This is a genomic window from Streptomyces sp. NPDC096324 (assembly GCF_044763015.1).
Lineage (GTDB): Bacteria > Actinomycetota > Actinomycetes > Streptomycetales > Streptomycetaceae > Streptomyces.
The window spans coordinates 1-17,561 of sequence record NZ_JBIWFK010000032.1 but is presented as its reverse complement, the minus strand read 5'-3'; the positions used below and the strand labels follow the sequence as shown (position 1 = coordinate 17,561).

Genomic DNA, 17,561 nt, shown 5'->3' with positions numbered 1-17,561 from the left:
CGTGGAGCGGGCCGGACCGCGGTATGTGACCCTGCGCGCCACGACAGCCGCAGGCACCCTCCAAGCTGCTTGGAGAACCAAACGAGACGATCTCTTATTCGAACGTCTGTAGAGCATTGGTCCGCAGGACCGCGTACGGACCACGGTTCCGGTCTCGGGCTGTGCCCGGGGACCGGGATATCTTCCTGGCCGGGTACGAGGATTTCGCGGGCCGCACCGTCGCGGCGTCAAAGCGCCTTCAACGCCCCCGGCGCATGCTCGCGCACCGCGATTCGGGCCAGCTTCGTCAGCATCATGCCGTTGCGGACCGCGACGACGTAGTCCAGGGGGAGTCCGTGCATTCTGGTGCCGGGGCCCCTGAGGGGGTGCCAGTCGAGGGTGAAGAGGGTGTGCTCGCCCCAGGGGATCAACTTCATGGCGATGCGTGCCGCGCCGAAGGGATCCGCCTTCGCTTCCAGTTCCAGCCGGTGCCGCGGTTCGCAGACGCGGACGACGCAGGTGTCGTCGAGGGTCACAGGGCCGGCACCGACGCGGACCTTCAATCGGGCGCCTACTGCCGGCCAGTGTGGGTCCGCGGCGAGGACCTGCTGAGTTCCCGTCACCCACTCCCCGTAACGGTGGCCGTCGGACAGCAGGCGCCAGACCTCGGACGGCGAGCTCAGGATCAGACGGCGGTTCCGGGCCATGGTCACGCTCCTGGAGGGCGGGCCGCACGGGACGCCTCCGGCCAAGGCGTCCCCACGATGAGGACCCCCGGCCGCAGCAGGCGTTCGGCGGCAGCGAAGCCCGGCGCGTGAGGGCGGCTTCTCCTCGGTCGACGGGTGTGTGCGGCCGCAGCGGGTTCCCGCTTCGGCCGCTCGGGTTCTGCTTCCAGCGTCAGGCCGACGCACCGCGCGCACAGTCCGGCAAGCCCAGACGGGTGAACCGGCTCGCCGCAGGCCATCGTCGATAGGCTGCGTCGGTGCGCACGGTCGAGGTCTTGTTGGACGAGGCGGCGGACCTGGCGGTCCGGGAGGCCTGGCGGCGGCTGGCGGATGCGGGGCTGCCCAGCCAGGCGCGTCACCGTTCACCGACCAACAGCCCTCATCTCACCCTGGCCGCCTGTCCGGAGCTGACCGCCCCGATCCGCTGGGAGCTGGCCGAGGCGGCCGCCGCCCTGCTCCTGCCGGTGCGGTTCACCGGCCCGGTCCGCTTCGAACGGCCGACCTCGGTGCTGGCCTGGGCCCTTGAACTCGACTCCGCCCTGGCCGGCTTGCACGGCCGGGTGTGGGACGCGGTGGCCTCGGACAGCCCGCCCGAGACCCTCAACCCTTTCCACGATCCCGCGCGCTGGAGCCCGCACATCACCCTCGGCCGTTCCCGGCGGGCCGGCGCGTTCGCCGGCCGGCGGATCCCCGAGCTGCTGCCGGTGCCGCCGTTGTCGGTCCAACTCACCGCCCTGCGCAGCTACGACACGGAGACGGGAGCCCTGGAGGTGCTGGAGCCCCGTTTCTGAGACGGCCCCGCCCCCCGACCGGTGTGCGCACTCGATCGACCCAGGGGGCGGAAGGACCCGCAGGCGGAGAACAGCGCCCGGCGTGCGGAGAGCACGTCCGCGGGCCGGCAACCGGGTCGGAGCGGGCAGCGGTGCCCGGCCGTGACCGGTGCCGGGTCAGGCGGCGAGGGCTTCGCGGAGGCTGGGGTAGGAAGGGATGGCGGTGTCGACGCCGGTGATCTGCAGGGTGCGCCGAATGGAGGCGGGAACACCGGCGAGCCGCAGCCAGCCCTCGGTCCCGGTGAGGTCGCGGTGCGCGGTGAGAAGGGCGTTGATGCCGCTGGAGTCCATGAAGGACACCTGACGCATGTCGACGATCACGCGCGGCCGGCCGGGAGCCAGGGCCTGGACGAGGGGGCCGACGCTGGCGTGGTCGATCGCGCCGGAGACGGTCACCACGACGACGCCGTCACAGGCGGCGGCGGTGACCTTCAGCGGGTGGGGCCGGTGCGTTTCTTCGCTTTCCACGACGACTTCCCAGGATCTTCGGCGGCGGACACGGTGTGGCGTTCTGTGCTGATCGGTGCCCGGTGTCGTGAGAGCCGGCGGTAGCACGGTGTTCTGCCGGCCGAGCTCGATGCGGCCTCCCGGCCGGGCGGGTCCTGCTGTGTGGCCGATTCCTCTCAAGCGGGCTCGGACACACGCGGTGCCGGCGGCCGGGCGCGCTGCATGCCGAGGCCGGGGGTGTTCTGGGTGCCGGTGAGGATGCGGTGACGGGCCCGCGACGAGGCGGGTGCGCGCACCCGCGGCCGTGGGGAGGAGAACAGCTCCTGGGCTCCCGCGAGATCGAGCAGTCTGCCGACTGCGAGGCCGGCGGCCCGGATGGTGACGGTCTTGTCCTGGACCAGGGCCCGGTGCCGGAGTTCCAGCAGCACGTTCAGGCCGGCGCAGTCACAGAAGCCGACCCCGCTCAGGTCCAGCTCGAGACCGCTGGACGAAACGGCGAGGGCCTCGCCCAGCCGGTCCCGGATCCGGCCGCCCGAGACGAGGTCGAGTTCACCGTGGACTGCCACCAGGACCGGGGCGCCGGCCGGGGCGGGCGACACCGACATCGATGCCCGGCCGGGTGGAAGCGGCTCCACGGCGCCGCCTTTGCCGGGGTGGCGGAGGTCCGGCGCTGTGAGGGACTGGCCCCGGTGCGAAGGTTGCTGCACGGCTCACTCACTCCCACAGATGTTCGCGTGGTCCACTCCCACGTTCTCCCAGGAAGGCAACATACGTCAACTGATACGTGAACGCTCATACGTGTTTTTGGATGCGCGCATGTCCGCTCAGTAGACTCGGGGCATGGATGGGGTACCCGAGTCACACAACGGATGGACGTTCCTGACGAACCACGCTCGCGTCCTCGCGGCCATCGCGGACAACCAGAGCGTGCGCGTCCGCGACATCGCCGCCCGGTGCCGGCTGACCGAGCGGGCGGTGCAGAAGATCATCGCGGACCTGGAGCAGGCCGGTTACCTCTCACACATCCGTCAGGGGCGCGGCAACACGTACCGGATCGACCCGGCCAAGATCCTGCGTCATCCGACCGAAGCAGGCCAGGGCCTGACGGTGGCCTCGCTCCTGTCACTGCTCATCCAGGACGAAGCCCATCGGGCAACACTGTTCGGCGACCCGACACACGCGTCGGGATGACGTCCGCGCCGCCGGCTCCGGTCTTCCCGGCCCGGCTTCTGAAGAACCGTCCGTCCGCAGACGAGGCCACCGTTCCGCCGCCGACCTGAACGGCTTGGCCCATCCGGCGACGCCGGCAAACGACTGCGCCGGCCGCATGTCCGGGAGCCGCGCCCCGTCCGGGACTATGCCTCGTCGAGGGCCACGGTGGCGATGACGCGCTTGCCGGCCGGTGCCGCCTCGGTCGTGACGTCCCGGGCGAGGGCGGTGACGATCTCCAGGCCGTGCTGTCCGATCCGCCTGGGGTCCGGGGCCTTCACGGCGGGCGGCACGGGGTTGCTGTCCCACAGTTCGATCCGCAGCGCGTCGCCGGTGATCCGCAGATGCAGGAGGGCCGGCCCGGGGGCGTACTTGCGGGCGTTGGTGACCAGTTCACTCACGATCAGCTGAGCGATCTCCACCGTCGCGTCCACCACCGCGACGCCGTGCGCGTCGCGCACCGTGGTGAGAAAGGACGCCGCGAGGTGCCGGACCTGCGAGAGCGGGGAGCCGTCGACGTCCACAGCGAGCGAAGCCTCCATCGGTGACGGCATCTCCACGTGACCGCCACCGGTGTCCTCAGGGGAATGACCCATCCGCGCCCGCTTCCACGTCCTCGCCAGGTACCCCGCCCGGTACCGTCCACACACTGTCCCGGACGTTACTCGTGGCACAGCCACAGAGACGCGTTGTCCGTAGGATGCGGTTCTTGACGGACCTTCACCCCGCAGGTGACGACCTGGTACGACAAGGACTCCGAAGGGCGTGGCAGACATTCACCATCCGGTCGAGCAGCCCGCCCGACTGTCGATCACCCGGACCACCGCCGACGGCATCCGCGTCCTGGCCCTGGCCGGCGAACTCGACACCGACACCGCCGGCACGCTGCGCCAGGGATTGCGCCCCGAGGAGGAGTGTCTCCCGCCGCTGACGGTGCTCGACTTCGGCGCGGTCACCTTCATGGACTCCAGTGCCATCAACGTCCTGGTCGCCGCCCACCGCGATGCCACCGCGGCGGGCGGCTGGATCCGGATGGCGGCCCTGACCGAGCCGGCCCGGCGGGTCGTGGAGATCGTCGGTCTCGACACGATCATCGCCTGTCATCCCACCCTCGCCCAGGCCCTCGAACCCTGACCGGCCTCACAACCGCCGGGCGGCGCGGCAGGTGCGGCGCTCAGTGACGGTAGGTGGCCGACGCGATCTCGATGAACGACAGGGGCAACGGGTTGGCGTCACATGCGGATCACCGGGGCCCGCAGGGCGAGGAGGGCGACATCGTCGTTGTTGTCGGTCGGCCGGACCCGGCGCAGTAGCTGGTCAGTGAAGGAGGCCAGGGGGCGGTGGGCGAGGGCGGCGGCGTGCCGGCGCAGCCGCTGCAGGCCCTCGTCGAGGGTGTGGCCGAGTTCTTCGATGAGGCCGTCGGTGTAGAGCACGAGGGTGGATCCGGGCGGCAACAGGGCGGTTGCGTCGGGACGAGGGCCCGCTTTGACGCCCAGGAGGATGCCGTGGCCGTCGGTGAGGTAGTCGGCCAGGCCGTCGTGGCTGATCAGCAGGGGCGGCGGATGACCGGCGTTGCTCCAGGACAGTTTCCACCGGCCGTGGTCCGCCTCCTCGATGCGGGCCAGGATCATGGTGGCCATGGTGACGTCGGTGATGTGCCGGATCGCCTCGTCGAGCCGTTCGACGATTCGGCTGGGGGGCTTGGTCTGGGACCAGGCGTAGGCACGCAGCATGTTGCGGACCTGCGCCATGCCCGCCGCGGCCTCCAGATCGTGTCCGACCACGTCGCCGATGGCCAGGGCGGTGGCGCCGTCGGACAGGGGGAAGGCGTCGTACCAGTCGCCGCCGACCTGCGAGGCGTCGGGAGCGGGTAGATAGCGGACGGTCATCTCCAGTCCCGGTACGCGCGGCATCTGGGGCAGCAGGTGGTTCTGCATGGTCTCGGCGACCTTGCGCTGGCGCTGGTAGAGACGGGCGTTGTCCAGGGCGAGGCCCGCGCGGCGGGTGATGTCCTCGAGCAGGTGCAGATCCGCAGGGGTGAAGTCACCCGGATGCCCGGCGCGGCCCAGAGTGAGGGCCCCGAGGACTTCGCGGGCGCTGCGGATGGGGGCGATGGCCGCCGAGCGGATGCCGGTGGCGTCGAACAGGTTGCGCTGTTCCACCGCGATACCGGAATCCGGCTTCCGCCGGTAGGTGTCGGGGCCGACCAGAGTGGAAGCGGCCGCGCGCAGCGCCCGCGACAGCGGCATCGGGGACTCCTCCGGGATCGGCGGCATCGGGCCCTGGAGTTCCTCGTGGTACACCAGCGTGCCGCCCTCGGCGTGGACGACCGCCTTGCGCCACACCTCGTCGCGCTCGGTGACCAGGTCGATGACGGCCCAGTCCGCCAGTCGCGGCACCACCAGCGTCACCAGTCGGCGCAGCGCCTCCTCGACGTCCAGGGTGGAGGTCAGCCGCGTGGTGGTCTCCGCCAGCAGCGCGAGCCGCTCCAACTCCGACAGCGGCCCGGCCACCGCCTCCGGCCGCGGCGCACCCGCTTCCCGCCCTCGCGCGGGGGCATCGAAGACCATCAGTGCGCCGCTCGCCCGGCCACCGGTGTCGTAGGGGGTGATCGTCCAGGAGACCGGCAGGACAGAGCCGTCTCCGCGTGCGAAGTGGTCCTCCTCGGCCCAGGCGATGCGGCCGGCGTGGAAAGCCCGCCGCATACGGCACCGAGTCCTCGGCAGAGGCTGACCGTGGGCGTCCCCGTGCAGCAGGTCGTGCGCGTCCTGGCCGAGCAGATCGCCGGCGGTCCGGGCCAGCAGGTCTTCGGCGTGGGCGTTGACCGCGATGATGCACCCGTGCTCGTCGACGACGTACGCTCCGGCCCCGATGGCTTCCAGCGCCTCGGTGAGCGTGGCAGCACGTGCGTCCGGGGCGGCTCTCCCGTCGGCCTCCGTGTGCTCCGGCGCTGCCATCTTCTCGTCCCCTCGCTGATCGGCCAGTCTCCCGGCAGGCAGCGGGTCCGCTGCGTGGCCTTCGCTTTCTGAGTGCCCCGGCTTCGTCGGATCCAGCCCTGCTCTCCCATGGTGTCGGGGAAACCGGGGCGCCCTGTGCGGCAGGTGTCCTCAAGGGTGTTGTACAGGCCGAGTGAGGACACTTGGGAGCCGGCGGTGGGGGCACTTCTGCCCATGATGCGAGGCGAGGTTGTGCAGGTGGCGTTGCAGGCAACGGTCCGTCGCGACGCGCCCGACTCCGTCCACCAGATGCGCACCGCAGCGCGCGGTCTGCGGGGCTGCCTGCGTTCCCACCGTTCCGTCCTCGACAGGGAAGCCACCGACCTCGTCCGACGTGGACCCGAGCATCCCTGGGCCCCGTCGTCGGCGTTCGCTGTCCGATCCACGTGAACGCGCATGCCGTACAGCAATCTGCACCGGAGCGATTCCTCCGGCAAGACGTACGAGCTACCCATGATCTTGGCGTCGTGAGGCTTCTGCTGCGGCACCAGCACGCCGTACCGGCAAAGGCGGCACTGCCGAAATTGGTCGTGAGTGCCTGCCGACCTGGCGTAGTGTGGGTTCCACGACGCGGGGTGGAGCAGCTCGGTAGCTCGCTGGGCTCATAACCCAGAGGTCGCAGGTTCAAATCCTGTCCCCGCTACTGCTGAAGAGGGCTCGGATCCAGGTGATCCGGGCCCTCTCGCATTGCGGCGAACCAGGCGGTCGGCGTTTTTGGCCGACAGTGGCGGGGAACAGCGTCCGCGGTCCTTCGGGGCGGGCCTGGTCCAGGAGCGCGGTGACCTGGGGCATGAATCCACGCCCGGCCGCCTGATCGGCCTCGTCCACGACGGTGATCGTGAGGGGCGCCGGTGCGCGGCAGGCACGCGGTCTCAGGCTACGGGCGGGGCTGCCGCTTCGGTAGTGCGGCGACTGACAACGGTGACCCGATACTGCAGCGGAGCGTTCAGCGCTCTGACAGACAGCCGGATCGAGCGGCCATGCCAGCCCCGCGTCTGGGCGCCAGCCAGCAGCCGTCAAGCAGTCAGTGCAGAAAGACTCGGGTTCAGATGGCCACGGCCCACACCGCTCCCGTCCGCACTGCCAGCAGCCGATCACGATCGTCGCTCTGCTGGCCACCCCTGAGGCCGCCCGGCCGACCATGCCGCACCACCGCACCGACGTCGTTCCGCCGCGGCGCACCCCCTGAGCAGGCCCGCTATCGGTCCCCGGCTCACAGGTCGAGCTGGGGACGGGCAGGGTCGAGGAGGTCAGGGTCCTGGCGGACAAATGCGTCTTCGAACGCTCGCCATCCCTTCTCGCGGATGAAGGAGGTCTCCTGATCCGTGATGGGGATGAGCCAGACGATCGCGACTTTGCTGCCGTTCTCGATGGTGACCGAGAAGAAGTCGTCATCGAAGTAGACGGGAAGCCCTGCATACAGGGACGTCATGGATCCGCCGGGCAACGGAGTGGGAAGCGGCACCACATCACCGCGCAGGATCGCCTGGCCGCTCGCCACCAACCGCCCGGCGACAAAATCCAGCACGTCGGGGAAGTGTCCATAGCCAGTAGCGCGGCTGGTGTTCTCGCAGGCCACCAACTCCAAGTGGAAGTGCCGGTCGGAAGCCGGATGCCACAGCGGAGTTCGGGAAAGGCCGATCGTCGCAAACGACTGGCAGCCGGCGAGTCGGCCCTCGCGGAAGCACGCCACCTGAGGACTACCCTGCACGGCGTCTGCGGGAGGAGACCAGGCACCGATCATCCTGCCCAGCCTGCTCTCAAGGTGGTCTATAAGCTCCGGCACCAGGCTCTCCCGTCCGACCTCCGAGCAAGTCAGGCCCGGCGATGACCAATGATCCCCTGGACACTAACGATCGCGACCAGAGCAGAGCGAGCCATGTCGACCAACGCACTCCGCGTCCGCTATCCCTTACCGATCATCAGGGCCCGGTGACCTTCGATCACCGGGCCTTCACCTTGACGCTGGTCGCTCCCCACTAATCCCCACAACGTTGAACGCCGAACGAACTGAGGCGAGCATCGTCCCTGGCCGTTTTCTCGACCATCCTCATCAGCAGCAGGCGAGTTTGAGGAACGCTTCGTGGATGTCGGCTCTGCGTTCCCAGCGGATGCGCAGGCGACGAAAGCCGTGCAGCCAGGCGATGGTCCGCTCGACCACCCACCGGTAAGTACCCAGCCCAGTGCCGTGCCGGGTGCCGCGTCTGGCGATGGCGGGCACGATGCCGCGGTCGCGGACCTGGTCGCGGTAGATGTCGTGGTCATAGCCCCGGTCGGCGAAGAGCGAGTCTGGCTTGCGGCGGGGCCGGCCAACCCGTCCGCGGACGGGCGGGATCGCGTCGAGCAGGGGCAGCAGCTGGGTGACATCGTTGCGGTTGCCGCCTGTCAGCAGGACGGCGAGCGGAGTGCCGTGGCCGTCGGTGACCAGATGGTGTTTCGAGCCGGCCCGGCCCCGATCGACCGGCGACGGACCCGTTTGCTGCCCCCTTTTAACGCCCTGACGTGGAAGGAGTCGCCCACGCAGCGAGACCAGTCCAGGCGTGAGGCCGCGTTCAACTCAGCGAGTAGGACCTCGTGCAGCCGCTGCCAGACCCCTGCCTCGTTCCAGTCCCGCAGACGACGCCCTCTGCGCACCGAGACGATCAAGGTGCTGTGGCTGTCCGCCACGGGACGCGGCTACAAACATCGACCGCCTCAGTATCGACGCGCGGGACCAGCAGAGCGGAGAAGACACCGGCGTTCCGCCAGACCCGAAACCGTCCGTAGACGGTGGCCCAGGGGCCGAACTCGGCGGGCATCTCCCGCCACTGGCCCTGGACCGGAACCGCCAGATCACCCCCTCGAGCTGCTCTCGCAGCCGCTCGGGATAGGGACCGTACTCACCGATCGGCAACGATAGTTAAGAGGGTGACGTCGTCGTCTGCGCGCCTGTGTTCGGGAAATTCGTTGTGGGTGGAGGGCTGGGTTCACGCGTGTGGGGTTGCCTTCGTGTCCCAGTCGATGTGGTGGTCGAACTGCCAGGCCATTTTCTCCGGGTTGATCAGCTTCATGGCCGTGGGCATGAGGAGGTCGCGCAGAGTGCGGCCGACCGGGCCCGCGGTCTTGTTGCTGTTCGTGCGGGCCCCGAGCTTGATGATGCGTTCGACGCGGGGTCGGCGTAGTTGTTCGTACGCCGCGAAAGCCTGGTCGGAGGGCAGGTCCCGCAGGCAGCGTGCAAGTTCGACGGCGCTTTCGGCGGCGATGGAGGCTCCCTGTCCGGAGCTGGATGAGGCGGCGTGGGCCGCGTCGCCGATCAGGGTCATGCGGCGGCGGGTCCAGTTTGCGACTCTCGGCATGTTCTCCATCGGGCCGGTGATGAGGAGTTGGCTGGCGTCGGTACGGCTGATCATTTCGAGGGCAGGGGTGCGGTCGTCGGCGAAGGCGGTCCGCAGGATGCGCATCCACTCCTGAGCGCCGATCGCCTGAGCTTCGGCGACTGTCATCGGGGCGCGGTGGGGCAGGTTCACGAACCAGACCGCGGAGGTGTCATCGAAGATCTGGTAGCCGAAAAACGCGCGCTTGCCGAAGCACATGTACATGACGCCGGCGGTGGAGGGCATCCCTGACTGGTCCATCCGCGCTCCGAAGCACACCAGGCCGGCGTAGTTCGGCTGCGGTGCGGCGGGGTCTATCAGGGAGCGGACCGTGGAGCGGATGCCGTCGGCGCCGATCAGGATGTCGGCGCTCGCCTGTGTACCGTCCGCGAAGTGCGCGGTGACGCCGGAGCCGGTGTCCGTCGTGCCGGTCAGCCGCTTGCCGTGGTGGATGGGAACGGAGCGGCGCTCCGCCTCGTCGTAGATCGCACGGTAGAGATCGGCGCGCCAGACGAACTGCAGGGACGGGAGGCGGGAGGGCGGGGCGAACCGTGCGAGGTCCTTGCCCGTCCAGCTTCGTAGCCCCAGAGCGGTGACTGGGGTGCCGATGGCGCGGACAAGGTCGCCCGCGCCGATCGCTGCGAGGGCGTTCTGGCCATTCGGAGCGATGGTCATGCCGCCTCCGGCCCCATCGGCCGTGTGGCCGTACGCCTCGTAAACGGCGGCATCGATACCTGCCCGGCGGAGCGCCATCGCGGCGACCGGGCCAGCGATGCCGCCGCCGATGACGAGCGCGGTGCGGGCTTTGCCGATGCTGGTCATGAGTGGTGCCCCCTCGAAGGGTTGCAGGGCGTCGACGCGCCGTCGCTCGCGTGTGCGGCGCGTAGATCTTTGACGTACACACGGGAGGACGTCGCCGAAAGGATCGCGAAGCCGCCGTGATCGATGTGGATCTCGTACCTGGATCGTTCCTCGGTCACTCCCCACCGCCAGCCGACAGCGATCTTTGGACCCGGGGGTGAAACCGGGCGTGGCAGCGAGGCCGGGACCTGAAGGCTCAAGGTCTGTCGATGTCCCCGCTCGCGCAGCCGAACTCCTTGGGGTAGAGGGGTCGATGACCGCGCATCAGGCTCCCACCGCAGCTTTGGCCTTGGTAGCGGCGACGTAGCGTACGGTGAACAGCACGGGAATGACGAAGCCGAGAACCTGGACGAGCGTCGCCGTCGTGGAGTGGCCGTGGCCGGCGTGGGCGAGGACGGCGAGGATAACTGCCGTGGCGCTGAAGGCGGCGGTCCATACGGTGGTGATGACCACGTTGATCCGGATGAAGGGCTTGAGCCGCCACACCTCGGGCGGTGTGGTGCGTTTCGCGATACCCAGCGTGAACGGCTTACCCATCAGCAGCGAGGTACCCGCGATGAGAGCCAGGGTGGCCGAGGAAAGGGCCGCCGAGTAGGCGTGGGTGGCCGAATGCGGGTCCGCGAAGGCGACGGCCGCCAGGATCGCGAAGAAGACCGCCGAGCCGGTTTCCATGATCAGCGCGTCGAAGCCGACTCCCGTGCGCCTCTGCTGGGCAACTACCACCACCGCCGCCAGCAGAGCGGCGAGTGCCCCCCACTGCCAGTGGGCGGAGGGGACCGCTGCAAAGACGATCCATGGAAGGAAGGTGCGCACGTACGACATCGAAGGCCCCCACACTCTCTGACATTCCTGTTTTGACATGTCAAACCTAGAAGTTCTCGCATCGACCTGTCAAGAGTGGAAGGTATGCTGCCGGCATGAGCCTTCGACACGCCCTCCTCGGGCTCCTGTCTGAGCGTCCCGCCAGTGGCTACGACTTGCTGAAGCGCTTCGAGACGTCCCTGGCCAATGTCTGGCCCGCCACACAGAGCCAGATGTACACAGAGCTGTCCAAGCTCTCCGACAACGGCCTGATCAGCGTCTCGGCGCAGGGCCCGCGAGGCCGCAAGGAGTACACCCTCACCGACGAGGGCCTGGCGGAACTGCGCCACTGGCTGACGGAGACAAAGCCCCAACGGCACACCCGCAGCGACATCCTGCTCCGCGTCTTCTTCCTCAACGTGATCACACCCGACCAGGCTCGGAACTACCTCACCGAGCTCATGGACCTCTCGACGCAAGAACACGAGGCCCTGCGCAGACTGGCCGACTCCATCGACTGGGGAGAGGACCCGCTGTCGGTGAACGGCAAGATCGCCCTGGAGTACGGCCTACGCTTCAACGCGATGCGCGGCGAGTGGGCCGCATGGGCGGCCGACCAGATTCGCTAGAGGGCGTCTGAAAAGCCTGACAGCGGGGCAAGTTGCCTGGTAGCGGAGCGGTGGCGCCACTTTCGGGCGCTGGGGTGTACGGACTGCGTACCCGTTACTCGACGGATCTGTTCGATCCGGAGTGGGAGATCCTCCGTCCGCTGATTCCGGCGGTCAGGCCCGGTGGCCGGCCGGCGAAACACGCCCGGCGGGAGATCCTCAACGCGCTGGCGTACTGGCTGCAGTCCGGCTGTGCCTGGAGACTGCTGCCGCATGATCTGTCGCCGTGGCAGACGGTCTACCACTACTGGCGGCGGTGGCAGCAAGAGGGCGTTTGGGAGCGGATGTTGACGGCGCTGCGCCAACGCGAGCGGGCGCAGCTTGGCAGTGATCCCACTCCAAGTGCGGCCATCGTGGACAGCCAGAGCGTCCGGGCCAGTGAGCGCGGTGGCCTGCACGGGTACGACGGTGGCAAGAAGGTCAGCGGCATCAAGCGCCACTTGCTCATCGACACTCGGGGCGCTGTCCTTATCACCTGCGTGAGCCCGGCGAGCGTCGGCGATCGCCATGGGCCGGCACGGTCTCCGCCAGATCCAGTACCGCAGCAACCTCATCGACGGATGCCTCGCCGAAACCAGCCTCACCTTGACGACACCACGGCCGCAACGTCAGTAGCAGCTGTGGAGATGACAACTCGGCGTTACAAAAAACTCGAAATGATCATAGGATCGCCACATTGTTCACCTCGTCTCGGCCTAGCGCTTTCTCACCTCCTCACCATCATGGGCGCCGAAGGAGAAGGCCGCGCCGCACTGCAGGGCGGCCTGCTCAATGGTGACCCGCGAACTCCTGGACAACGGAGTACTCCTGACCAGTCAGCGCCCGTAACGTCCAGAAGCTGTCCTCGTCGCGGCCTGATCCCTCCACTGGTTTGAGCCTCTCGACCTTACCGGCGACACCGCCGGTAAGGTCGAGAGGCGTTGAGGGCGAGGGGCGACCTCGCCCCTCAGACCCCACGACCGGGATCCGGGATCCGGGATCCGGGATCCGGGATTCCCGCCGCCCAACCACCCGGCGACGTGAACGGCGTTCGGCCTTTTTGGCCTGTTCCGCGGTGGACTTCCCTGACCTGCGAACGCCGACCGGCGACCCCTGACCTGCGACCTGCGACCTGCGACCTGCGACCTGCGACCTGCGACCGCACCGTACTCACGGCACCAGGTCCTCCTGGACCCTGTCGACAGAACAATCGACGTGATGCCCGGGGCGCGAGCAAATACTCTGACGATCCGGGGAGTTCACCGCCCCGCACGACACGACCGAGTGCCGCTGAGCTGTAACCGAGCCCGAAGGGGGGCGCGTTGGCCGCGGCTGCCCGGCATCGATCTCGGCGAAGGCCGCCTGGCCGACAGTCGACAAGACCGTCGCAGCCCGCCTGTAGAGTCCGCCCGAAACTCACAGTCGGCTGCTGAAGGAGCACGAGTGTCAAGAACCACCCCACCGCGGTCTGTTGACATCGCGGCCATCTTCCCGGAGCTGGCGCCGTTGGCCAAGCAAGCTGTCCGCCTGCACCCGCGCGAGGGCCTGCCGACCGTTCACGAAAGCTCCGTCGGCGGACCACTCCTGTGGCCGGCCGATGAAACATGGCCGACCTGCGCAGAGGAACACCACAACGCGCACCCGCCCGTCTCCCTCGACGACATCCGCAACATGCGGGCCATGCTCGACGCGGCCTGGCGCCGCCCCCACGACCCTCGTGAGTTCCGCCTCAACCCCGAGGAGCGCGCGCATTTTGCCACGCTCCGAGCAGGGCATCCGGCGCACACCGAGCCGAATGCCCTGCTGCCGGTCGCCCAGCTCTACCTCCGCGACGTCCCCGGACTCGCGGGCCCCGAGGGAGACGACCTTCTGCAAGTCCTGTGGTGCCCCCTCGACCACGACAATGAGCTTCCCGCGGCCCGCCTCGTCTGGCGGAACGCCGCGAGCGTCGGCACGCTGCTCACCGATCCCCCGGAACCCGCAGACGTCCAGTACTACGGCAGCTACGTTCCCGCGCCTTGTGTCCTCCACCCCGAGGTCGTCACCGAGTACCCGGCACCGCACGAACTCCCGGAGGAGCTCGCCGACCGTCTCTACGCCTGGGGAGAAGAGCAGGAGCTCCCCGATTGCCCGGCATGGCACAACCACCCGGAGGGTCTCTCCTGCCGTGTCCGCGACGCGGAAGATGAAGAGGGGGAGGACCCGGAAGCAGGGCTTGGCGGCCCCTACTACGAGCGCGAACTCTCGGTCGCCCCTGGCTGGAAGGTCGGCGGCTGGGTCCCGTGGATGCACGGCGACCCGAGGCCCCTGCACTGCGACGCCTGCAACGCCCGGTACAAGCCCTTGTTCACCATCGACTCCGGCGAAAGCAGTGGCTGGAGCAACACCTGGACCCCGCTGGTGGACCTCGAAAAACCGTCAGGTCCCATCGGGCTGCGCACTCCTGCCGATGCACCGATGGTGAAGATCGGCAGGGGTCACCGCATGCAGATCTATGTCTGCCCGACGTCGTTCGATCATCCGCACCTCGAAGTCATGCAGTGAGCGCGGACGAAGGCCCGGATCGAGTGACCGATACTCGTCGTCCGCACCTCGCCCTCGGCTATCCTCCGAAGGATTCTCCAGGGCTGTGCGGGGCGCCCGCCAGCGTCGGCTTCGCCTCAGGGCGGGGCGCCAACTCGCCGGGCTGAGTTCCGTGTCCTCCTCCCCGTACCCCGATCCTGCTCGACGGCCTCCCGGATACCCGAAGGAGCATGGATTGCGTGCGAATGTGTTCGTTCGACGATGGTCGCGACTGACGGGGTTTCGCGCGGCAGCAACGATTGCGGTGTCCGCGGCCCTCGTCGCGCCCCTGGCCGCGGCCCCTTCAAGAGCGAAGACGATCCGTGAGAGTACGGCGGTGCGCGCGAGCGCGGCCGTTGCCCCTCGGACGCTCTCGGCGGTCCGACAGCACGACACCGCGGCGACACGTGCTCACCTGCGCAAGTTGGCGCGGGAGTTGGTGGCGGAAGGGGGGCCGGGGGTGATCGTGCGGGTGGACGACGGTCACGGCAGGCCCATCGAGATCTCCGAGCAGGACCACCGGTTCAGGGCGGACGACGAGGTGCGAGAAGCGTCCAACACCATGACGGTGATGGCCACCCTCGTCCTGCAACTGGTCGCCGAGCACCGACTCGCCCTCGACGACCCGGTCGACAAGTGGCTGCCCGGCCGGGTGCGCAACGGCGGAGCGATCACCCTGCGCATGCTGCTCAACCACACCAGCGGGTTGTTCGACTACACGACACAGTCCCGGGCTAGTTGCTCTGACCGCATGGGTTCACCGGATTGAGGCGGGCCAGTTACAGTGTGTAGTGCCAGCCCGGGCGCCAGGCGGGCGGTGCTTGGACCAGTTCTTCCAGCGGTGTTCCGGTGAGCAGATGGTCGAGTGCCCATCGGTTGGCCGAGTGAGCGATCACCAGGATTCTCCTGCCGTCCCATCCGGTGGCGAGGTCGTGGAGGAAGGCGCGGGTGGCCGTGGCGACCTGACGGTAGCTCTGGCCTCCAGGAAATGGTTCATCGATGTGCTGGGCTCGTCGGGCGGCGATGACGGAGACCGGGTGTCCGTTGAGGTCTCCGTAGTTGCACTCACGCAGGCGGATGTCCTGGTGGATCGGGGGCCGGCCGTCGGGGAACGCGGTCCGGGCCGTCTGGACAGCGCGGTGCAAGTCGGAGGCGAATACGGCCGCGAAGCCGTCGCCGCGGCGACGTTCGCCCAATTCCCTGGCCTGGCGGCATCCCAGGTCCGAGAGTCGGCCTGGAAGCCAGCCGGTGGCAATGCCGCCTTCGTTGTCCGTGGTGGTCGAGTGTGTCTCGTAGACGATCTCTACTGCCATCAGGGCTCCTGGATGTCCTCGACGAGTCAGGCTGCATGGCCGAGTGGGCGGCCTCCCCAGCGGAGGTCATTCTTGCTTCTGGGAGATCGGCCACACGGCGCCGGCGCCGCTGCGTGCGCGACGATCGGTGGGTGATGCGGGACGTTCCAGTCCGGTGCTCGTACATGCTCCCTTCTGGCGTTACCGGAGCTCGACGGAGTACGAGCTTCCGCTGAATTCCCAGCCGTCGGTGCCTTCGCCGATGTCGGAGACGATGATGTCGTCGATGAAGCGGTCCTCGAAGTCGTCATCCCGCAGGTCGCCGGCCAGCCACAGCGTCTCGATGTCGCTCCAGTCGCCACGGCTTCCGTCGACGCGCAGCGGGGCGGCGCGGCGGGTGCCGCGTTCGCGTTCGTCGTTGCCGGTTTTCACTATGCCGCTGATCTCGAACTGGCCGTTCGTGACGGTGTCGGAGATGGGGTCGGCGGGGACGATGGCGACGTTCTCGTAGGCGGTGCGGATGAGGTCGCGGTGGCTGCGGCGGACGTTGTACTCCGGATCCGACAGCCACTTGAACAAGGTGTCGGGCAGGACGTCGAGGCCAGCGCTCTCCAGTGCCTTCGTCGCTCAGCTCAACGCCTACGAGCCGCCGTACGACATCCCGATCAACCGCACTGCCGTGACACTTGGATGCAGGAACCATCCATTTCGCCGGTGCGCGAGTTGACGCGAGGCCGGCCTCAAGGGCCTTGCAGCAGTTGGCCGGCAGGCGCTGCCCGCCAGGTAGCGCCACCCCACCGACTGTCCGGCTGTCACCCGAAAGTGAGTAACACCCCTTTGTCCGGCCCATGACTCGAGACGACAAAAAAGGACCCTGCCCCGCGCAACGGGACAGGGTCTCCGCAGAGCGCCGGGCAGGCCTTGTACCTGCATCTCCCCGCAGGAAGCGGAAACAAGTCGCCGGATACCTCTCTCATTCCGGGCTACACCATGCCTGAACAGCAAAAATCAACGGATCACATTCGGTTGCGATACGACTTCTGAAGTCAGAGCGGGTGAAACGGAATCTGAAATAGCTTGCGGACACGGCTGGTATGTCGCGGACGGCCCGAACTCCCCTTCAGGTGAGTGCGGGCCCTCGCTGTTACGGCGGGGGTCAGCAGCTGGAAGCGGAGCTGATGCGGACCTTGTCGACCACCCAGGAGTTGAACGTGGTGGTGTTGTTGGGCGGGGTGCACCACGTCTCGCCGTTGGTGAAGTGCGTGTACACGATGTCGTCGTGGCGGGTGTTCACCATCGTGGTGGCGCCCTTGCTAGCCCCGAGGTTCTGCCAGCCGCTGGTGACGTCCTTGAACGAGCCCGTCTTCGTGGAGCCCTTGTAGAAGCAGACGTACGGGTAGGGGCAGTCGGCGGCGGCCGATTGCGGGGCGGCCGAGGCCAGCGGGGCGAAAGCCAGGCCGGAGCCCACTGCCACGGCGGCCACGGAAAGAGCGAGGCGCTTGCGAATGTTCATCGGGTCGGTTTCCTTCCCGGTAACGGGCCCGGTCCCCCTGTTGGATCCCTCGAATTGGCCCGTGCACGAGCTGATGCGGTGCCGGCGGCCGCTCGGCACCGCGGTGTTGCTGGGCCAAGAACCTAGAGGCGGCGCTGCTGTCCCAGGAGACGGTCACCAGTCAAAGTTCGGCTGCAAACGGACAAAGTTCGGCAACGTCGGATACTGCCGGTGCCAGCTCGATCGCGAAGGACACGGAGGGTGATGATCCGACTTAGACGTCATTTCATTTGGTGATGCGGCGGTGGCATATGAGGGTTGCCGCGATGGCGGTGAAGGCGAGGAAGTGCTCGGGCTTACGCTCGTA

Annotated in this window: 19 protein-coding genes, 1 tRNA gene and 3 pseudogenes; 10 read left to right on the top strand and 13 right to left on the bottom strand. The window is 68.3% G+C overall.

Annotation, left to right across the window (positions count from 1 at the left end; translation table 11 throughout):
• Nucleotides 1-227 precede the first annotated feature (227 nt).
• Nucleotides 228-686 (bottom strand): SRPBCC family protein, encoded by a 459-nt coding sequence (locus ACIQ7M_RS40545; protein ID WP_403654080.1) that lies wholly within the window; start codon nt 684-686, stop codon nt 228-230.
• A 275-nt stretch (nt 687-961) separates the two neighbouring features.
• Between ACIQ7M_RS40545 and ACIQ7M_RS40540 the strand changes: the two genes are divergently transcribed.
• Nucleotides 962-1,495, top strand: a complete 534-nt coding sequence (locus ACIQ7M_RS40540) for a 2'-5' RNA ligase family protein (protein WP_403654077.1) — start codon at nt 962-964, stop codon at nt 1,493-1,495.
• Nucleotides 1,496-1,651: 156 nt separating this feature from the next.
• On the opposite strand, the gene ACIQ7M_RS40535 is transcribed toward ACIQ7M_RS40540, so the two are convergent.
• Nucleotides 1,652-2,002, bottom strand: a complete 351-nt coding sequence (locus ACIQ7M_RS40535) for an STAS domain-containing protein (protein WP_403654074.1) — start codon at nt 2,000-2,002, stop codon at nt 1,652-1,654.
• 155 nt (nt 2,003-2,157) lie between these two features.
• The gene (locus ACIQ7M_RS40530) at nt 2,158-2,616 is read right to left on the bottom strand and encodes an STAS domain-containing protein (RefSeq protein WP_403654071.1); all 459 of its coding nucleotides are present in this window, start codon (nt 2,614-2,616) and stop codon (nt 2,158-2,160) included.
• A 205-nt stretch (nt 2,617-2,821) separates the two neighbouring features.
• On the opposite strand from ACIQ7M_RS40530, the gene ACIQ7M_RS40525 reads away from it, so the two are divergent.
• Nucleotides 2,822-3,172: a helix-turn-helix transcriptional regulator gene (locus ACIQ7M_RS40525; protein ID WP_403654068.1), complete on the top strand. Its 351-nt coding sequence runs from the start codon at nt 2,822-2,824 to the stop codon at nt 3,170-3,172.
• 164 nt (nt 3,173-3,336) lie between these two features.
• Here ACIQ7M_RS40525 and ACIQ7M_RS40520 read toward each other — a convergent pair whose 3' ends face one another.
• Complete coding sequence (locus ACIQ7M_RS40520) at nt 3,337-3,786, bottom strand: ATP-binding protein (RefSeq protein ID WP_403654065.1); 450 nt, start codon at nt 3,784-3,786, stop codon at nt 3,337-3,339.
• Between the two features lie 169 nt (nt 3,787-3,955).
• On the opposite strand from ACIQ7M_RS40520, the gene ACIQ7M_RS40515 reads away from it, so the two are divergent.
• A complete protein-coding gene (locus ACIQ7M_RS40515; RefSeq protein WP_403654062.1) occupies nt 3,956-4,324 on the top strand; it encodes an STAS domain-containing protein in 369 nt (122 codons plus the stop codon).
• Nucleotides 4,325-4,422: 98 nt separating this feature from the next.
• On the opposite strand, the gene ACIQ7M_RS40510 is transcribed toward ACIQ7M_RS40515, so the two are convergent.
• Complete coding sequence (locus ACIQ7M_RS40510; RefSeq protein WP_403654059.1) at nt 4,423-6,147, bottom strand: SpoIIE family protein phosphatase; 1,725 nt, start codon at nt 6,145-6,147, stop codon at nt 4,423-4,425.
• A 108-nt stretch (nt 6,148-6,255) separates the two neighbouring features.
• On the opposite strand from ACIQ7M_RS40510, the gene ACIQ7M_RS40505 reads away from it, so the two are divergent.
• Nucleotides 6,256-6,576 (top strand): CHAD domain-containing protein, encoded by a 321-nt coding sequence (locus ACIQ7M_RS40505; protein ID WP_403654056.1) that lies wholly within the window; start codon nt 6,256-6,258, stop codon nt 6,574-6,576.
• A gap of 179 nt (nt 6,577-6,755) precedes the next feature.
• Nucleotides 6,756-6,829: transfer RNA gene (locus ACIQ7M_RS40500), tRNA-Met, on the top strand.
• Between the two features lie 570 nt (nt 6,830-7,399).
• On the opposite strand, the gene ACIQ7M_RS40495 is transcribed toward ACIQ7M_RS40500, so the two are convergent.
• The 5 genes and pseudogenes from ACIQ7M_RS40495 to ACIQ7M_RS40475 form a co-directional block, all read right to left on the bottom strand.
• Nucleotides 7,400-7,930, bottom strand: a complete 531-nt coding sequence (locus ACIQ7M_RS40495; protein WP_403654053.1) for a suppressor of fused domain protein — start codon at nt 7,928-7,930, stop codon at nt 7,400-7,402.
• A 309-nt stretch (nt 7,931-8,239) separates the two neighbouring features.
• Nucleotides 8,240-8,808: pseudogene (locus ACIQ7M_RS40490) on the bottom strand (IS5 family transposase); the annotation flags it as partial.
• A 20-nt stretch (nt 8,809-8,828) separates the two neighbouring features.
• The gene (locus tag ACIQ7M_RS40485; protein WP_403654050.1) at nt 8,829-8,984 is read right to left on the bottom strand and encodes a hypothetical protein; all 156 of its coding nucleotides are present in this window, start codon (nt 8,982-8,984) and stop codon (nt 8,829-8,831) included.
• Nucleotides 8,985-9,152: 168 nt separating this feature from the next.
• Complete coding sequence (locus ACIQ7M_RS40480) at nt 9,153-10,361, bottom strand: FAD-dependent oxidoreductase (RefSeq protein ID WP_403654047.1); 1,209 nt, start codon at nt 10,359-10,361, stop codon at nt 9,153-9,155.
• A gap of 303 nt (nt 10,362-10,664) precedes the next feature.
• Entirely contained in the window at nt 10,665-11,222 is a 558-nt protein-coding gene (locus tag ACIQ7M_RS40475; RefSeq protein WP_403654044.1) for a hypothetical protein, read from the bottom strand.
• Between the two features lie 95 nt (nt 11,223-11,317).
• Here ACIQ7M_RS40475 and ACIQ7M_RS40470 point away from each other — a divergent pair, with 95 nt between their 5' ends.
• The 5 genes and pseudogenes from ACIQ7M_RS40470 (at nt 11,318) to ACIQ7M_RS40450 (ending at nt 15,179) form a co-directional block, all read left to right on the top strand.
• Nucleotides 11,318-11,830 (top strand): PadR family transcriptional regulator, encoded by a 513-nt coding sequence (locus ACIQ7M_RS40470; RefSeq protein WP_403654041.1) that lies wholly within the window; start codon nt 11,318-11,320, stop codon nt 11,828-11,830.
• A gap of 50 nt (nt 11,831-11,880) precedes the next feature.
• A pseudogene (locus tag ACIQ7M_RS40465) lies at nt 11,881-12,369 on the top strand (IS5 family transposase); the annotation flags it as partial.
• Between the two features lie 13 nt (nt 12,370-12,382).
• Nucleotides 12,383-12,484 (top strand): annotated as a pseudogene (locus tag ACIQ7M_RS40460) (IS630 family transposase); the annotation flags it as partial.
• Nucleotides 12,485-13,354: 870 nt separating this feature from the next.
• Complete coding sequence (locus tag ACIQ7M_RS40455; protein ID WP_403654038.1) at nt 13,355-14,392, top strand: hypothetical protein; 1,038 nt, start codon at nt 13,355-13,357, stop codon at nt 14,390-14,392.
• A gap of 478 nt (nt 14,393-14,870) precedes the next feature.
• Nucleotides 14,871-15,179 carry a serine hydrolase gene (locus tag ACIQ7M_RS40450; RefSeq protein ID WP_403654035.1) on the top strand — a complete coding sequence of 103 codons (309 nt, stop codon included), beginning with the start codon at nt 14,871-14,873 and terminating at the stop codon, nt 15,177-15,179.
• Nucleotides 15,180-15,189: 10 nt separating this feature from the next.
• Here the strand turns inward: ACIQ7M_RS40450 and ACIQ7M_RS40445 are convergent, their stop codons facing one another.
• The 3 genes from ACIQ7M_RS40445 to ACIQ7M_RS40435 form a co-directional block, all read right to left on the bottom strand.
• The gene (locus ACIQ7M_RS40445; protein ID WP_403654032.1) at nt 15,190-15,723 is read right to left on the bottom strand and encodes a histidine phosphatase family protein; all 534 of its coding nucleotides are present in this window, start codon (nt 15,721-15,723) and stop codon (nt 15,190-15,192) included.
• A 180-nt stretch (nt 15,724-15,903) separates the two neighbouring features.
• Nucleotides 15,904-16,281 carry a hypothetical protein gene (locus tag ACIQ7M_RS40440; protein WP_403654030.1) on the bottom strand — a complete coding sequence of 126 codons (378 nt, stop codon included), beginning with the start codon at nt 16,279-16,281 and terminating at the stop codon, nt 15,904-15,906.
• A 577-nt stretch (nt 16,282-16,858) separates the two neighbouring features.
• On the bottom strand, nt 16,859-17,215 hold the full coding sequence (locus ACIQ7M_RS40435) for a hypothetical protein (RefSeq protein ID WP_403654027.1): 357 nt from the start codon (nt 17,213-17,215) through the stop codon (nt 16,859-16,861).
• Nucleotides 17,216-17,561: the final 346 nt, after the last annotated feature.

What these genes read in the sequence shown, in the direction of transcription:
- ACIQ7M_RS40545 (WP_403654080.1), bottom strand. Translation starts at nt 686, where the DNA reads ATGGCCCGGAACCGCCGTCTGATCCTGAGCTCGCCGTCCGAGGTCTGG.
- ACIQ7M_RS40525 (WP_403654068.1), top strand. Translation starts at nt 2,822, where the DNA reads ATGGATGGGGTACCCGAGTCACACAACGGATGGACGTTCCTGACGAAC.
- ACIQ7M_RS40520 (WP_403654065.1), bottom strand. Translation starts at nt 3,786, where the DNA reads ATGGGTCATTCCCCTGAGGACACCGGTGGCGGTCACGTGGAGATGCCG.
- ACIQ7M_RS40510 (WP_403654059.1), bottom strand. Translation starts at nt 6,147, where the DNA reads ATGGCAGCGCCGGAGCACACGGAGGCCGACGGGAGAGCCGCCCCGGAC.
- ACIQ7M_RS40505 (WP_403654056.1), top strand. Translation starts at nt 6,256, where the DNA reads ATGGTGTCGGGGAAACCGGGGCGCCCTGTGCGGCAGGTGTCCTCAAGG.
- ACIQ7M_RS40495 (WP_403654053.1), bottom strand. Translation starts at nt 7,930, where the DNA reads ATGATCGGTGCCTGGTCTCCTCCCGCAGACGCCGTGCAGGGTAGTCCT.
- ACIQ7M_RS40485 (WP_403654050.1), bottom strand. Translation starts at nt 8,984, where the DNA reads ATGCCCGCCGAGTTCGGCCCCTGGGCCACCGTCTACGGACGGTTTCGG.
- ACIQ7M_RS40480 (WP_403654047.1), bottom strand. Translation starts at nt 10,361, where the DNA reads ATGACCAGCATCGGCAAAGCCCGCACCGCGCTCGTCATCGGCGGCGGC.
- ACIQ7M_RS40475 (WP_403654044.1), bottom strand. Translation starts at nt 11,222, where the DNA reads ATGTCGTACGTGCGCACCTTCCTTCCATGGATCGTCTTTGCAGCGGTC.
- ACIQ7M_RS40470 (WP_403654041.1), top strand. Translation starts at nt 11,318, where the DNA reads ATGAGCCTTCGACACGCCCTCCTCGGGCTCCTGTCTGAGCGTCCCGCC.
- ACIQ7M_RS40445 (WP_403654032.1), bottom strand. Translation starts at nt 15,723, where the DNA reads ATGGCAGTAGAGATCGTCTACGAGACACACTCGACCACCACGGACAAC.
- ACIQ7M_RS40435 (WP_403654027.1), bottom strand. Translation starts at nt 17,215, where the DNA reads ATGAACATTCGCAAGCGCCTCGCTCTTTCCGTGGCCGCCGTGGCAGTG.